This is a genomic window from Streptomyces sp. NPDC002490 (assembly GCF_040296045.1).
Taxonomy (GTDB): Bacteria; Actinomycetota; Actinomycetes; order Streptomycetales; family Streptomycetaceae; genus Streptomyces.
Window position 1 is genome coordinate 22,546 of sequence record NZ_JBEOWM010000035.1, and the last position, 14,729, is coordinate 37,274.

13 protein-coding genes are annotated in these 14,729 nt (G+C 73.5%); 3 read left to right on the forward strand and 10 right to left on the reverse strand.

Going from position 1 to position 14,729, the window contains the following annotated elements; translation table 11 throughout:
• Positions 1–41: 41 nt before the first annotated feature.
• The 9 genes from ABT092_RS21745 to ABT092_RS21785 form a co-directional block, all read right to left on the reverse strand.
• Positions 42–1,214: an RCC1 domain-containing protein gene (locus ABT092_RS21745; protein ID WP_351246305.1), complete on the reverse strand. Its 1,173-nt coding sequence runs from the start codon at positions 1,212–1,214 to the stop codon at positions 42–44.
• A gap of 51 nt (positions 1,215–1,265) precedes the next feature.
• Positions 1,266–1,532, reverse strand: coding sequence for a DUF397 domain-containing protein (locus ABT092_RS21750; RefSeq protein ID WP_351246307.1), 267 nt, complete (start codon positions 1,530–1,532; stop codon positions 1,266–1,268).
• Positions 1,529–2,347: a helix-turn-helix domain-containing protein gene (locus tag ABT092_RS21755; protein ID WP_351246309.1), complete on the reverse strand. Its 819-nt coding sequence runs from the start codon at positions 2,345–2,347 to the stop codon at positions 1,529–1,531. The genes ABT092_RS21750 and ABT092_RS21755 overlap by 4 nt, the downstream gene beginning before the upstream one ends.
• A gap of 252 nt (positions 2,348–2,599) precedes the next feature.
• A complete protein-coding gene (locus tag ABT092_RS21760; RefSeq protein WP_351246311.1) occupies positions 2,600–3,028 on the reverse strand; it encodes an NUDIX hydrolase in 429 nt (142 codons plus the stop codon).
• Positions 3,025–4,185 carry a CHAD domain-containing protein gene (locus ABT092_RS21765; protein WP_502968477.1) on the reverse strand — a complete coding sequence of 387 codons (1,161 nt, stop codon included), beginning with the start codon at positions 4,183–4,185 and terminating at the stop codon, positions 3,025–3,027. Before ABT092_RS21765 ends, ABT092_RS21760 begins: the two co-directional genes overlap by 4 nt.
• On the reverse strand, positions 4,103–6,334 hold the full coding sequence (locus ABT092_RS21770; RefSeq protein WP_351246315.1) for an RNA degradosome polyphosphate kinase: 2,232 nt from the start codon (positions 6,332–6,334) through the stop codon (positions 4,103–4,105). The genes ABT092_RS21765 and ABT092_RS21770 overlap by 83 nt, the downstream gene beginning before the upstream one ends.
• A 335-nt stretch (positions 6,335–6,669) precedes the next feature.
• A complete protein-coding gene (locus ABT092_RS21775) occupies positions 6,670–7,728 on the reverse strand; it encodes an ABC-2 membrane transporter-related protein (protein ID WP_351246317.1) in 1,059 nt (352 codons plus the stop codon).
• Positions 7,725–8,648 (reverse strand): ABC transporter ATP-binding protein, encoded by a 924-nt coding sequence (locus ABT092_RS21780; protein WP_351246319.1) that lies wholly within the window; start codon positions 8,646–8,648, stop codon positions 7,725–7,727. Before ABT092_RS21780 ends, ABT092_RS21775 begins: the two co-directional genes overlap by 4 nt.
• The gene (locus ABT092_RS21785; RefSeq protein ID WP_451364374.1) at positions 8,645–9,094 is read right to left on the reverse strand and encodes a GntR family transcriptional regulator; all 450 of its coding nucleotides are present in this window, start codon (positions 9,092–9,094) and stop codon (positions 8,645–8,647) included. Before ABT092_RS21785 ends, ABT092_RS21780 begins: the two co-directional genes overlap by 4 nt.
• 235 nt (positions 9,095–9,329) lie before the next feature.
• On the opposite strand from ABT092_RS21785, the gene ABT092_RS21790 reads away from it, so the two are divergent.
• The 3 genes from ABT092_RS21790 to ABT092_RS21800 all read left to right on the forward strand — a co-directional run bounded on the left by ABT092_RS21790 (position 9,330) and on the right by ABT092_RS21800 (position 12,829).
• Positions 9,330–10,514, forward strand: a complete 1,185-nt coding sequence (locus ABT092_RS21790; protein ID WP_351246323.1) for a S1C family serine protease — start codon at positions 9,330–9,332, stop codon at positions 10,512–10,514.
• A gap of 84 nt (positions 10,515–10,598) precedes the next feature.
• On the forward strand, positions 10,599–11,336 hold the full coding sequence (locus ABT092_RS21795; protein ID WP_351246325.1) for a response regulator transcription factor: 738 nt from the start codon (positions 10,599–10,601) through the stop codon (positions 11,334–11,336).
• 77 nt (positions 11,337–11,413) lie between these two features.
• Positions 11,414–12,829 (forward strand): sensor histidine kinase, encoded by a 1,416-nt coding sequence (locus tag ABT092_RS21800; RefSeq protein WP_351246402.1) that lies wholly within the window; start codon positions 11,414–11,416, stop codon positions 12,827–12,829.
• 72 nt (positions 12,830–12,901) lie between these two features.
• Here the strand turns inward: ABT092_RS21800 and ABT092_RS21805 are convergent, their stop codons facing one another.
• Positions 12,902–14,728: a bifunctional metallophosphatase/5'-nucleotidase gene (locus ABT092_RS21805; RefSeq protein ID WP_502968478.1), complete on the reverse strand. Its 1,827-nt coding sequence runs from the start codon at positions 14,726–14,728 to the stop codon at positions 12,902–12,904.
• Position 14,729: the final 1 nt, after the last annotated feature.

Genomic DNA, 14,729 nt, shown 5'->3' on the forward strand with positions numbered 1-14,729 from the left:
CGGAAGCGTTCCGTCCACCGGGGGCTGCGGGGTGGGGGGCGTCAGCCCGCGAGGCTGAACTCTCCGCCGGCCGCGATCAGGGAGACGCTGCTGAGGCTGTTGACCGGGGTGGTCAGGGAGGTGCGGTTGGTGGCGCTGCCGTCGCCGAGCTGGCCGTTGTTGTTGTAGCCGACGGTGCTGACCTTGCCGTCCCGGTCGAGGACCAGGGTGTGGTAGCCGCCCGCGGAGACGGCGCGGATGTTGGTGGCGCCGTCGAGGGTGATGGGGGCGGGGCGGTTGGTGGTGGTGCCGTCGCCCTGCTGGCCCTGGGCGTTGTAGCCCCAGGTCTTGACGGTGCCGTCGGCGAGGCGGGCGACGCTGTGGTAGACGCCGGCGCTGATCTCGCGGGCGGTGGTGATGTCGTCGACCTTCACCGGGGTGAGCCGCTGGGTGCTGGTGTTGTCGCCGAGCTGTCCCTCGGAGCCGCGGCCCCAGGCCCACACCGTGCCGTCGGCGCGGCGGGCGAGGGTGTGGGCGCTGCCGCCGGCCGCGCTGCGGGCGTTGGTGATGCCGCTGACGGTGACGGGGGTGGTGCGGTTGGTGGTGGAGCCGTCGCCCAGTTGGCCGTTGGCGTTGTAGCCCCAGGTCTTGACGGTGCCGTCGGCGAGGACGGCGACGCTGTGCAGGGCGCCGGCGGCGATGGCCTCGACGTTGGTGAGGCCGGAGACGGTCACCGGGTTGTTGCGCTGGGCGGTGCTGTTGTCGCCGAGTTGGCCCTCGGAGTTGCGGCCCCAGGCGCGGACCGTGCCGTCGGAGAGCAGGGCCAGGCTGTGGTAGTTGCCGGCCGCGACGGCGACGACGCCGCGCAGGCCCGTGACGGTGGACGCCTGTTCCTGGGCGACGGTGTTGCCGATGCCCAACTGCCCCTCGGCGTTGCGGCCCCAGCTCTCGACGGTGCCGTTGGAGAGGAGGGAGAGGCTGTGGTAGTAGCCGGCGGCGAGGCCGTCGACGTCGCTGCCGGTGGCTCCGGGGATGGTCACCGGCTTGTACTTGGCGCCGGTGAGGGTCCCGCCGAGCTGGTAGTTGTCATTGGCGCCCCAGCCCTTCAGCCGGCCCTCCTGGGCGCCTGCGGTGGTCGCCGGCAGGGCGCTCCAGGCCAGGAGCGCGGCGAGCAGGCCGATCAGTGCGGTCAGGGCGCGGCGGGCGGGGCCCGGCCGGTGGGTGCGTGGGTTCATCGTCGTCCTACGGTCGCGTGGTGGGGGCGGGGTCCCGTTCGATCCCGTCACTCAACGCAACCCTTGTATCACCATCCGTGGCGTATCGGAGCGTTCGGCGGGGCCGTACGTGCCGACCCAGGCCACCAGTCCGGCGAACGCCCGGACGGGGAGGACGAGGTGGGGGCCCTCCGGGACCTTGCCGTCGCGGAGACGGACCAGGTCTCGGGCGGGACCGGGCGCCCACTCCAGGCACTGGCCGCCCTCGCCGCCGCTGTGACTGCTCTTGGCCCAGGGCGGGTCGGTGCTGCGGCCCGCCCCGGGCACGGGGGTGGTCACCGGGAGTGCTCCTCGGCGATCTCGCGGATGAAGGACACCGACAGGTCGGGCGAGAGGGCGGAGGCGCGGAGGCGTTCGTAGGCGGTGCGGGCGTTGCCCACGGCCGCTGCCGAATCGTTCACGTGGCCCAGTTCCCGCGCTTCCGAGTACACGACGGTGGGCCCGTCGTTCGGCTTCAGCAGGGTGAAGGCGGCGGAGGAGGCGGGGGCGCCGGCGGCGAACCGGAGCACCTGGAGGGTGATGTGGGGGCTGGCCGCCTGCCGGACCAGGTGGCGGAGTTGGCTGGTCATGATGGCGCGGCTGCCGACCACCGTGCAGAGCACGGCCTCGTGCAGGATGATCCACAGCAGCGGCGGCGTGGTGGTGTCCATCACTTCGCGGCGGCGCATCCGGGCGTCGACCCTGGCCCGGATCTGGTCGTCGCTCTCGCGCGGGTGCGAGGCACGGAAGGCGGCTTCGGCATAGCTGGGCACTTGCAGCATGCCCATGACGAAGGTGTTGCTGTAGTCCTCGATGCGGGCGGCTTCCCGTTCCAGCTTCAGGTACGGGACGAACCAGCCGGGGTGGCCGCGTTCGTTGAGCCGGTTCAGGAGGCGGGTGAACCAGCCGGAGGTGCCGAAGTAGCGGTCGCAGCCCTTCGCGAAGGCCGTCGAGGGCAGTGCGGTGCCGCTGCTGACCTTCAGCACGTAGGGCACTTCGTACCCCGTCGCGTCCGCGAGTTCCTGGGGGGTCACCCCCTTGTGCAGGAGCGCTTCGGAGATCTCGCGGCCGAACCATTCCAAACCGTCCGCGGGCGCACCCGACCTTTCAGTCATATGTTCAACTCCAGTGCTTTTCGGGCGGTTTGGAAACTCCCTCCCGCTTCCGGAGGTTACGCACGGGCCGCCATACCGGTCACCGGCTACGCTCCGTAGTCGGTGACCGGGCACGCCGAAGGCGCCGGACCGTCCGTCAACGCGAGGGCTGGGCAGAGGAGTTGCCCGCCGGGCGAGGGGGTGCGAGCGCCGGGCCGACGGTCGCTTCGTCGGACGGTACGACCGGCCGGGGGGTCGCGTCCGTCCGGGGGATCAGAGGGGGCGCCGGGCGGCCAGCAGCGCGTCGACCAGGGTGCGGTCGTGGTCGTGGGTGAGACGGGCGCGGGCCGCGCCGGGGGCGAGCCACAGCAGGTGGTCGACCTCGTCGTTGGGGACGAACTCGCCGTCCGTGGCCTCGGCCGCCCAGTACCGGACCTCCTTGGGACGGCCGGCCACCTCGTAGCGGACCGTGGGCAGCACCACACCGGGCAGACAGGTGTGGCCGGTCTCCTCGGCGACCTCGCGCAGCGCACCGGCCAGGGGGTCCTCGCCGCGCTTCAGCTTGCCCTTGGGATGGCTGTAGTCGTCGTAGCGGGGGCGGTGGACGAGGCACAGTTCGATGCCGTCCCCGCCCGGGGCCCGCCGCCACAGCACGCAACCGGCCGCGCGCACCGTGCGGTCCGTTGTGGGGTCGCCGCTCATCCTCCGGTCACCTCCCGGGTCCAGGCCCGCTGGAACGCGTAGCGGGCCGCCTCCACTTCGTGGCGCTGGTCGGCGTGGAGCACGCCGAGGACGTAGGCGGTGGTCGGGGCGATCCTCGGGGTGCCCGCCGCCGTCGCCGCGGCCTCGGCGGCCTCGGACGCGTCCCGGTGCCGGTCGAGGGCCTCGCCGGCGTGCAGCAGCCGGGTGTCCTCGGCCGGGTGGCCCGCGCCGTCCTGTCGGGCCAGCACCTCGCGAGCGTAGCGGTGCAGCCGCAGCAACTGCCGGACCCGGTGCCAGGGGTCGTCCTGGGCGCGGGGCGAGGGGGCGGCGGCGAGGCCCTGCGCGTTGTACGGGTGGCCCGCGGTGAGCAGCGGCAGCGCCCGGACGGCGTCCAGCAGCCGGGCCTCGGCCTCGGCGGCGAGCGGGTGCAACAGGTCGACGGGGACGCGGGCGGCCGGGGTGAGGGGCACGTCGCTGGCGAGGACGGCAACGTTGTCAGCCAGGGCGTGGAAGCGGGCGGAGCCGAAGGCGTCCAGGCCGGCCGAGTGGGCGCGGGTCCGGGCCAGGGTGAGTTGGCGTTCCAGCAGGGCGGCGGCCCGGGCGGCGCCGAGGGCGAGGCCCTTGGCCGGATCGGCGGCGGAGGCCGGGGGCGGGACGGTCGCCCCGGCGGTCCGGGTCGTCCGCCGGGCGCCGGCGACGGTACGGCCGGCCGCGGCGCCGGGGGCCGCGGCCGGGGCGGCGGCCTCGCCGGAGAGCCGGGCCAGTGCGCCGAGCAGCCGTTCCAGGCGGTCGCCGTGGGCGTGCTCGCGGGCCAGGGTGCCGGAGAGCCAGGCGAGTTCGATGCGCAGCTCGTCGGACCAGTCGTGGTCCACCAGCGGGCGGAAGGTGTGCAGGGTGCCGCCGATGCGGCGGGCGGAGCGGCGCAGGTGCACCGCTGCCGCCCTGGCCGGGGCGGTGGTCCCGCCCGCCCCGGCACCGGCCTCGCGGTGCAGCCTCAGCGAGCGGAGGAAGTCCGTCGCACGGCCCCGGAGATGGGCCGCGAGGACGTCCCCCGCCGAGGGCTGCACCGCGAGGTCAGGGTTTCGGTGTGCCACGCCTGCGCCTCCGGGCGTCGATGAGCATCTCCTGTACGTTCCGCAGCGGTTGGCCGTCCGCATCGGTGGCGTGCCGGGTCCACTCGCCGTCCGGCCCCAGGTGCCAGGAGCTGGTGGCGTCGGACATCCCGGTCTCCAACAGCCGGTTCAGGGAGGCCCGGTGCGCGGGGTCGGTGACCCGGATCAGCGCTTCGATGCGGCGGTCGAGGTTGCGGTGCATCATGTCGGCGCTGCCCAGCCACACCTCGGGTTCTCCCCCGTTGCCGAAGGCGAAGACCCGCGAGTGCTCCAGGAAGCGGCCGAGTACCGACCGTACCCGGATGTTCTCGGAGAGACCCGGCACTCCGGGGCGCACGGCGCAGATGCCGCGCACCCAGATGTCGACCGGCACGCCCGCCTGGGACGCCCGGTAGCAGGCGTCGATCAGGGCTTCGTCCACCATCGAGTTGACCTTGATGCGGACGTAGGCGGGTCGCCCGGAACGGTGATGCTGGACTTCCTTGTTGACGCGGGAGACCAGGCCGTCGCGGAGCGACTTGGGGGCGACCAGCAGCCGGCGGTAGGTCTCCCGGCGGGAGTACCCGGAGAGCCGGTTGAACAGGTCGGACAGGTCGGCGCCGACCTGGGAGTCGGCGGTGAGCACGCCGAGGTCCTCGTAGAGGCGGGCCGTCTTGGGGTGGTAGTTGCCGGTGCCGACGTGGGAGTAGCGGCGGAGCGTGTCGCCCTCCTGGCGGACCACCAGGGACAGCTTGCAGTGGGTCTTCAGCCCCACCAGCCCGTACACGACGTGGCAGCCGGCCTCCTCCAGCTTGCGGGCCCACTTGATGTTGGCCTGCTCGTCGAAGCGGGCCTTGATCTCCACCAGGACGAGCACCTGCTTGCCGGACTCGGCCGCGTCTATCAGCGCGTCGACGATCGGGGAGTCGCCGGAGGTGCGGTACAGCGTCTGCTTGATGGCGAGGACGCCCGGGTCGGCGGCGGCCTGCTCCAGGAACGCCTGCACCGAGGTGGAGAAGCTGTCGTAGGGGTGATGCAGCAGCACGTCCCGCTCGCGCAGCGCGGCGAAGATGTCGGGCGCGGAGGCGGTCTCCGCCTCGGACAGGTCGCGGTGGGTGCCGGCGATGAACTTGGGGTACTTGAGTTCGGGCCGGTCAAGCGAGGAGATGCCGAAGAGGCCGGTGAGGTCCAGCGGGCCGGGCAGCGGGTACACCTCGGCCTCGCTGATCTTCAACTCACGCACCAGCAGGTCGAGGACGTAGCGGTCGATGGACTCCTCGACCTCCAGCCGCACCGGGGGGCCGAAGCGGCGCCGCATCAGCTCCTTCTCCAGGGCCTGGAGGAGGTTCTCGGCGTCGTCCTCCTCGACCTCCAGGTCCTCGTTGCGGGTGAGCCGGAACATGTGGTGCTCCAGCACCTCCATGCCCGGGAAGAGTTCCTCCAGGTGGGCGGCGATGACGTCCTCGATCGGCACGTACCGCGAGGGCGAGGCCTCCAGGAAGCGGGAGAGCAGCGGCGGCACCTTCACCCGGGCGAAGTGGCGGTGGCCGCTGACCGGGTTGCGGACCACGACCGCGAGGTTCAGCGACAGGCCCGAGATGTACGGGAAGGGGTGCGCCGGGTCGACCGCCAGCGGCGTGAGCACCGGGAAGATCTGGTGCCGGAACAGGGTGAACAGGCGGGCCTGCTCCTTGTCGGTCAGCTCGCCCCAGCGGACCAGGTGGATGTCCTGTTCGGCGAGGGCGGGCGCCACGTCCTCCTGGTAGCAGGCGGCATGACGGGCCATCAGCTCGCGGGAGCGGGCCCAGATCATGTCGAGCACCTCGCGCGGCTGGAGGCCGGAGGCGGACCGGGTGGCGACCCCGGTGGCGATGCGGCGCTTCAGACCTGCGACCCGGACCATGAAGAACTCGTCCAGGTTGCTGGCGAAGATCGCGAGGAAGTTGGCACGCTCCAGCAGCGGCGTGTGGGGGTCCTCGGCGAGTTCGAGCACGCGCTCGTTGAAGGCGAGCCAACTGCGTTCCCGGTCGAGGAACCTGCCCTGGGGGAGCCGGGCGCCTTCCGCGTCGTCGTCCTCGTAGACGTCGAGGTCGGAGTCGATGTCCGGTTCCAGATCGGAAACGGCCGCGGAAACGGTGTGCGGACGGTGCGCCGCGATCGACCCCACGGAGGGCTGGGCGTGCTGGACCTGTGCCTGGGCGTCTGGCTGACTCATGTCCCCATTGTTCCGCCTCACCGGTCCGCGCGGCGCGTCGGAGCAGGTGGGAATTCGAACGGGCCTCCCGTTCACTTGCGGTGCGGGTACGGCGGGCTGCATTCCGCGAGCCTGACAAGAGCATCTGAATGCCCGGTTACGAGGACATGACGGGAACGTACGGAGCGGCCCCCGGGTGCCGCCCGTGACCCGCTTCCCGACGGGAAAACGGGTCACCGGGCGGGCCCGGGGGCCTCGGCCTGGTCAGGGCCTTTCCGGTGCGGGCCGTGCGGGTGCCGCCCCGCACGGCCTGCCCCCCGTGCCGGTGCACCGGTGGCTTCGGAGGCCGCGCGGCCTCAGGGTGCGAGTCGGCGCAGGGCCCGCAGGGCGAGCAGGGCGATCACCGCGGTGACGCCGAGCACCAGGGCCGTCTCGACCAGCTGGAGCGGCCAGACGTGGGACGCCGGGTGGTACTCGACCCACTGGCCGACGTATCCGTTCTCGCGCAGGCACTCGTAGCGCTTGTCCCACTCACGCGTGCACAGGCTCTCCGGCGTCGGCACGCGCTCGCCGGCGGAGGTGAGCATCCCCTGGTCGACCACGGACGCGTGCCCGGGCAGCGGCCACGCCCCGAACCGCCACGCGGCGCTCTCGGTGGGCCACAGGCCCGGCCGCAACTGGTGGAGGAGGGCGAGGAGCCCCCCGGTGGCGAGGGTGGCGACGGCCATGGCCGGCAGTACCCGGCGCAGCAGCAGCCCGGTCAGCGCGCCGACCGCGAGGGCCAGCAGCAGATAGGCGACCAGCACCGGGCCGAGGGCGTGGAAGGTGCCGAGGTTGGGCCAGGCCGACGGCCACTGCTCGCTGGTCGCCCGGGCGAACCGGAAGAGGCCCACCAGCACCACGCCCGCCGCCACCGCCACCGCGGCGAACAGGGCGAGCCGGCCGGTCAGCCAGCGCCGTGGCGTCTCGGCCTGGGTCCAGGCCAGCCGGAAGGTGCCGGATTCCAGCTCCCGGGCGACCAGCGGCCCGGCGGCCAGCGCCGCCGCGAACAGCACCGGGACGAAGAGCCAGAAGGCCGGATCCGCACTGAGCAGGCCGTACCAGGTGGTGGCTTCGGCGTAGCCGAAGGACGCCCCCGTGCAGGCGTTGAGGGCTTCGACCTCGTCCGCGGAGAGCATGCGCCCGTAGAAGCCCCGGCACCGTTCCCGGTCCGGCGCCAGCCGCTGCCACAGGTAGAGCCCGAAGACGACCGCGGCGGCGAGCAGCAGCACGATGCCGGTGGTGCGGACGGTGCCGCGGTGGACCAGGTGGGCGACGCGCAGCGAGGCGCGGAAGTCGGTGCCGGCGGGCGGGGCGGGGGTGGCGGGGCCGGTGCCCGCCGGGCGGGGCGGGGCGGCGGTGTCGGGGGCGCTCACGCGGCCACCTCCGTGCGGGTGCGGGCGTCCGGGGTGAGCAGGGCGGGGGCGTCCGGGGAGCGCAGATGGGCGAGGAGGACGTCCTCCAGGGTGGGTTCCGTCGGCTCCCAGCCGGGTGGGAGGGCGCCGTCGGGGCGGATCAGGGCGCTGGTGCCGCGGCCGGTGGCCCGGGACTCCACGACGGTGTGGGCGGCCAGTTCCCCGGCCGCGCCGCGGCCGGTGACGTGGGTGTGCGCGGCGACCAGGTCGTCGATGCCGCCGCCGAGCCGGATGCGACCCCCGCTGACGAGGAGGAGGAAGTCGCAGGCGGTGGCGAGCTCGCCCAGGATGTGCGAGGACATCACCACGGTGGTGCCGTGCTCGGTGGCCTCGGCCAGCAGGGTGCCCATGAGCTGGTGGCGGGCGAGCGGGTCGAGGTCGGCCATCGGCTCGTCCAGGAGCAGCAGGTCGGGGCGGGTGGCGAGGGCCAGGGCCAGGGCGACCCGGGTGCGCTGGCCGCCGGACAGGGACCGGACGCGGGCCCCGGACGGCAGGGCGCCCTCCCCGATCACGCGGCGGGCGAGCGCCCCGTCCCAGCGGCCCGGGTTCAGCTCGGCCCCCAGGCGCAGCGTCTCGTCCACGGTCAGCCGCGGGTACAGCGGCTTCTCCTGGGCGACGTAGGCGATGCGGGGGCGGGCGGCGGCCGGGGTGGCGCCCAGGACGCTCAGGGCGCCCTCGGTGAGGTGGCCGAGCCCGGCGGCGAGCGTGAGCAGGGTCGACTTGCCGGCGCCGTTGGGCCCGACGACGGCGCACACCCGCCCCGCGGGCAGCCGGAAGGTGCAGTTCCGTAGGGCCCAACCGGTGGCGGCCCCGGCGGTGCGGGCCCGGCGTCCGCCGTAGCGTTTGCCGAGGTCGGCCGCCTCGATGGCGGTCTCGGTCATGCGGTGTCCCCCTCGTGCGGCCGTGCCTGGTCGGACGGCCCGGTCGGTGGTGGTGTCGTCGGCCCCTCGCCGGCGACGAAGTGTGCGTCCAGCACCGCGGCGAACAGGGCCGCGGCGTCCTCCCGGTCGAGCCCGGCGGCGCGGGCGCGCCGCGCCCAGGCGTCGAGTTCGGCGCGTAGGGGCGTGTCGGCGGCGCCGGCGCCGAGCGTGCGGCGCACGAAGGTGCCGAGCCCGCGCCGCGCCTCGACCAGCCCCTCCCGTTCCAGCTCCCGGTACGCCTTGAGCACGGTGTTGGGGTTGATGGCGGTGGCGGCGACCACCTCGCGGGCCGTGGGCAGCCGGTCGCCCGGCTCCAGGAGGCCGAGGCGGAGCGCCTGTTTGGTCTGCTGGACGATCTGGACGTAGGTGGCGACGCCGCTGCGCCGGTCGATCCGGTACTCGACCACTGGGACAACCACCCTTTCACTAATTGAGTAGTGAAAGGGTGGTGCAAGATCCTCCCCCGCGTCAAGCCGAACCTCCGACCACCCGCCCGACCTGCACGAACGCTTGCCCGTCGAGCTTCACCCCGGCGCCTCGCACACCTGCGCGCAGCGCCTTTATATCGGGCATACGCGGTTCTGTCGGGCTTCTCAGCTCGTCCTCAGACCGCTCTCATGCACCGTCGACACGCTCATGGACATGACCGAGAGCCCCCGCCGCGACGGCGGTCACCCCCAGCGCGACGACGAGCAGCGGTACCACGTCCACCCGGGCGGCGCCGCCCACCCGGCGCCCACGCCCCCGGCCTCCCACGAGCCCCCGCACGCCCCCTCCTACGCCCCGCCCGGCAGCGGGTACGGGGCCCCCGCCGCCCACGGGCACCCCGGGCACCCCGGGCACCCGCAGGCCCCGTACCCGGCCCGGCCGCCGGAGCCCCCCGGCGGCGCCCCCTACGGCACCGACACCGTCCAGGAGGGCGGCGCCCCCGCCCCGGTCGCCGCGGTGCCCGCCGGAACGGGTCGCGAGCGGCGGGCCAGGCGGCCGATCGCCCTGCTCGCCGCCGTCGCCATCGTCGCCGCGGCCGTGGGCGGCGGCACGGCCTTCGGCATCCAGGAACTGACCGAGCGGCACACCACCTCCAGTTCCGTCCCGGCCAGCCCGGTCGCCTCCGGCAACAAGGGCACCGTCGCCGGCGTGGCCGCGGCCGTCACCCCCAGCACCGTCGAGATCAAGGCGTCCACCGGCTCGGGCGGCTCCACCGGCTCGGGCGTGATCATCACCTCGGACGGCGAGATCGTCACCAACAACCACGTGGTCTCCGGCGCCTCCGCCGTCCAGGTGAAGACCAGCGACGGCAAGGAACACACCGCCGACGTCATCGGCACCGACAGCAGGAAGGACCTCGCCCTGATCAAGCTCCGCGGAGCCACCGGGCTCAAGGCCGCCGCCCTCGGCGACTCCGACCGGGTCAAGGTGGGCCAGGAGGTCGTCGCGATCGGCTCGCCCGAGGGCCTCACCGGGACCGTGACCAGCGGCATCGTCTCCGCCCTGGACCGCGACGTCACGGTGGGCAGCGACCAGGACCGCCCCCGCCAGCCCGACGCCGACTGGCCCTTCGAGTTCGGCGGCCAGGAGTTCAACGGGGACACCGGCACCGCCACCACCACCTACAAGGCGATCCAGACCGACGCCTCCCTCAACCCCGGCAACTCCGGCGGCGCCCTGATCGACATGAACGGGCACGTCATCGGCATCAACTCGGCGATGTACAGCGCGAGCGCGGCCGGCGGCGGCGCGGCCGGCAGCGTGGGGCTCGGCTTCGCCATCCCGATCGACACGGTGAAGGACGACCTGCCCGCCCTGCGCGCCGGGACGAAGGGCTGACCCGCCCCGTACCGTGAGCCACGGACCTCCGCCCGCACCGAGCGCCACCCGTCCCCGACCCCGCACCCACCCGGAGCCGCACCGATGAACCCCGCCCCCGAAGGCGAGCCGCAGCGCGTCCTGATCGTCGACGACGAGCCCGCCGTACGCGAAGCCCTCCAGCGCAGCCTCGTCTTCGAGGGGTACGCCACGGAGGTCGCCGTGGACGGGGCGGACGCCCTGGACCGGGTGGCGACGACCCGGCCCCACCTGATCGTCCTCGACGTCCAGATGCCGCGCATGGACGGCCTGACCGCGGCCCGCCGCATCCGGGCCGCCGGCAACCAGGTGCCGATCCTGATGCTGACCGCCCGCGACACCGTCGGCGACCGGGTCACCGGACTCGACGCGGGCGCCGACGACTACCTCGTCAAACCCTTCGAACTGGACGAACTCTTCGCCCGCGTCCGGGCCCTGCTGCGGCGCAGCTCCTACGCCGGCGCCACCGGGCAGGCCCCGCCGGACGACGTCCTCTCCTTCGGCGACCTGCGCATGGACCTCGCCACCCGCGAGGTCACCCGGGGCGGGCGGGCGGTGGTGCTGACCCGCACCGAGTTCACCCTGCTGGAGATGTTCCTCACCCACCCGCGCCAGGTCCTCACCCGCGAACAGATCCTCAAGGCCGTGTGGGGCTTCGACTTCGAGCCGACCTCCAACTCCCTCGACGTGTACGTGATGTACCTGCGCCGCAAGACCGAGGCGGCCGGGGAGCCCCGGCTGGTGCACACCGTGCGCGGGGTGGGGTACGTCCTGCGGTCCCACGGCCCGGAAGGCACCGCGTGAGCGCGGACCATCCAGTACCGCCCCCGACCCCACCCGCCGGCGCGGACGACAGTGCGCGCCGGCGCACGGCGGGACGACTGCGCCGGCTCCCGCTGCGCTCCCGCCTCGCGCTGCTGGTCGCCGCCACGGTGGCGCTGGCCGTCGCCGCCGTCGCGGTCGCCAGTTGGTTCGTGGTGCGCAGCACGCTCATCGTCTCCATGGAGAAGTCGCTGGTCGCCAACCGGCCCGCGGCCCAGTCCGTGCGCAACACGGTGGACATGGCGAACCTGGTGCAGAGCCAGCCCACCAGCCGCTGTTCCCCGTACCCGCCGGGGACCGGCCCCAGTTGGCCGGGGGCAGTCCTCCAGATCGTCTACGTGGACGGCTCCACCTGCCTGATCTTCGGCGAGTCCCCGCTCTCCGCGACCTCCTCGGACCGGGAGGTCGCCCAGGGCGCACTGGACCAGGTCTTCCACACCGTCAGCGACTCCGAAGGCCGCGAGTACCGCGTCCTCACCTACCGGATCCCGGGCGAGCCCTACGCGGCGACCATCGCCCGCCCGCTCTCCGAGATCGACGACACCCTCTCCCACCTCACCCTCGTCCTGTTCCTCACCGCCGCGGTCGGGGTCATCGCCTCCGGCGTCACCGGAACCCTGGTCGCCCGCACCGGACTCCGCCCGGTCGACCAGCTCACCCGGACCGTGGAGCACGTGGCCCGCACCGAGGACCTGACGGTGCGCATCCCGGTGGAGGGCGACGACGAGATCGCCCGGCTGTCCCGGTCGTTCAACGCGATGACCGCCGCCCTCGCCTCCTCCCGGGAACTCCAGCAACAGCTCATCGCCGACGCCGGCCACGAACTGCGCACCCCGCTGACCTCGCTGCGCACCAACATCGAACTGCTCGCCCGCAGCGAGGAGACCGGCCGCGCCCTGCCCCCGGCCGACCGGGCGGCGCTGCTCGCCTCGGTGAAGGCCCAGATGACGGAACTCGCCGCGCTCATCGGCGACCTCCAGGAGTTGTCCCGCCCGGACGGCGGACGCCGCGTCCAGGTGCTCGCCCTGCACGACCTGGTCGAACTGGCCCTGCGCCGGGCCCGGTTGCGCGGCCCGGAGCTGACGATCACCGCCGACCTCACCCCCTGGTACGTGCGCGGGGAGCCGGCCGCCTTGGAACGGGCGGTCGTCAACGTCCTGGACAACGCGGTGAAGTTCTCGCCGCCCGCCGGGGAGATCACGGTGGCCCTGCGCGCGGGCGAACTCTCGGTCCGGGACCACGGACCGGGCATCGAGGCCGAGGACCTCCCGTACGTCTTCGACCGGTTCTGGCGCTCCCCGTCCGCCCGTTCGCTGCCCGGCTCCGGACTGGGGCTGTCGATCGTGGCCCGCACCGTCGAGCAGTCCGGCGGCACCGTGCGCCTGCACCGCGCGGACGGCGGCGGCACCCTGGTCACCGTCCGGTTGCCGGGCGCCCCGACCCCGCCCCCGCAGGGGCCCGCCGGCGAGGGCTGAGCTGCGGAAAGGGGGTGGCACGGAACGGGCTCGGCCCGTCCCGCACCACCCCCTCCCGGGAGTGAGCCGCGGCTACTTCACCACGGTGATGCGGTCGGCCGCCGGCGGGGCCAGCGGGGCGGTGGCCGAGGAGTTGGCCGCGAAGTAGTCGGTGAGGGCCTTCAGGTCGTCACCGCCGACCAGCATGTTCGCGCCCTTGCCCAGCTCGGTGAAGCCGTCGCCGCCTCCGGTGAGGAAGTTGTTCAGCACCACCCGGTAGGTGGCGTTCGGGTCCAGCGGGGCGCCGTTCAGCCGGATCGAGTCGGCGGGGACGCGGTCCGCGCCGGCCTTCGTCAGGTCCAGCGTGTAGGTCAGGCCCGCGGACACCTGGAGGATGCGGGGCGAGGCCGTGTTGGAGCCGCTGACCTGCTGCTTCAACGCGGTGACCAACTGTGCGCCGGTCAGGTCGACCAGGTTCACCGTGTTGCCGAACGGCTGCACCGTGAACGCCTCCCCGTAGGTGACGACCCCGTCGCCCTCGGCGCCGCTCGCCGCGTGGGTGAGGTCCGAACGGATGCCGCCCGGGTTCATCAGGGCCACCACGGCCTTCGGGTCCAGGGACTTGCCCTGGGCGAGCTGGGCGTCCGCGATCAGGTCGCCGAGCGGCGTTTCGAGCGCCGTCGAACCGCGGCCCGGCAGGTCGCCCGAGATGTAGCCGACGGGGCGGTTGGCGATCGGGGCGGCCAGCTTGTTCCACCGGTCGATCAGCCGCGTCATGTCGGGGGCCTTCGGCTGGTCCCGCCGCACCACGTGGTTGGCCGACTTCACGCTGGTGCGCACGATGTCCTTGGTGCGCCGGTCGTAGGTGAGCGTGGTCTCGGTGTAGAGCCGTCCGAAGGAGGCCGCCGAGGTCACCGTGCGCGGCTTGCCCGAGGGGTCCGGGATGGAGCAGGCGTACGGCTGGTGGGTGTGGCCCGTCACCAGCGCGTCCACCTGCGGGGAGACGGCCTTGGCGATGTCCACGATCGGACCGGAGATGCCGTCGCCCGCCCCCGGCGAGTCGCAGTCGTAGTTGTACGAGGTGGAGGCCGGGTAGCCGCCCTCGTGGATCACCGCGACGATCGACTTCACGCCCTGGCGCTCCAGCGCCTTGGTGTACTTGTTGATGGTCTCGACCTCGTCGTGGAACTTCAGGCCCTTGATGCCGTCCGCCGAGACGACGTCCGGGGTGCCCTCCAGGGTGAGCCCGATGAACCCGATCTTGACGCCCTTCTCCTTCCACACCCAGTAGGGCGGCAGGACCGGGCGGCCGTTCTTCTCGTACGTCACGTTCGCCGCGAGGTAGGGGAAGTCGGCGCCCTCGAACTTCCGCTTGGGCTCGAAGCACCCGGCGGTGGGGTGGCAGCCGCCGCGCTGGATGCGCTGGAGTTCCGTCAGCCCCTCGTCGAACTCGTGGTTGCCGACGCCCGCGACGTCGAGGTCCAGCTCGTTCAGCGCCTCGATGGTGGGCTCGTCGTGGAACAGCCCGGAGAGCATCGGGCTGCCGCCGATCAGGTCGCCCGCCGCGGTCGTCACCGAGTACGGGTGGCCCTTGCGGGCCGTGCGCAGGGCGGTGGCCAGGTACTCGACGCCACCGGCGTCGATCTGCTTGCTGGTCCCGTCCTGCTGACGCTCCGTCACCCGCCCGGAGGACCCGGACGGGGGCTCCAGATGACCGTGCAGGTCGTTGAAGGACAGCAACTGGACGTCGACGGTGCGGGAGGAACTGCCGTGGCCGTGCCCCCGGCGGTCGTCGCCCTCGCCCCGACCGGAGTCGGCGGCGGCGGGAAGGGCCGCGGTCAGCGCGCCGGCGGTGGCTGCGGCGGCCACGGCGGCGAGGATGCGGATGGTGCGCCTGGAATGGATCGGCTGGGTTCGCACG

Coding starts and splice junctions, on each gene's coding strand:
- ABT092_RS21770 (WP_351246315.1), bottom strand. CDS start 6,334: ATGAGTCAGCCAGACGCCCAGGCACAGGTCCAGCACGCCCAGCCCTCC.
- ABT092_RS21745 (WP_351246305.1), bottom strand. CDS start 1,214: ATGAACCCACGCACCCACCGGCCGGGCCCCGCCCGCCGCGCCCTGACC.
- ABT092_RS21790 (WP_351246323.1), top strand. CDS start 9,330: ATGACCGAGAGCCCCCGCCGCGACGGCGGTCACCCCCAGCGCGACGAC.
- ABT092_RS21780 (WP_351246319.1), bottom strand. CDS start 8,648: ATGACCGAGACCGCCATCGAGGCGGCCGACCTCGGCAAACGCTACGGC.
- ABT092_RS21760 (WP_351246311.1), bottom strand. CDS start 3,028: ATGAGCGGCGACCCCACAACGGACCGCACGGTGCGCGCGGCCGGTTGC.
- ABT092_RS21765 (WP_502968477.1), bottom strand. CDS start 4,185: ATGCGGACGGCCAACCGCTGCGGAACGTACAGGAGATGCTCATCGACG.
- ABT092_RS21755 (WP_351246309.1), bottom strand. CDS start 2,347: ATGACTGAAAGGTCGGGTGCGCCCGCGGACGGTTTGGAATGGTTCGGC.
- ABT092_RS21795 (WP_351246325.1), top strand. CDS start 10,599: ATGAACCCCGCCCCCGAAGGCGAGCCGCAGCGCGTCCTGATCGTCGAC.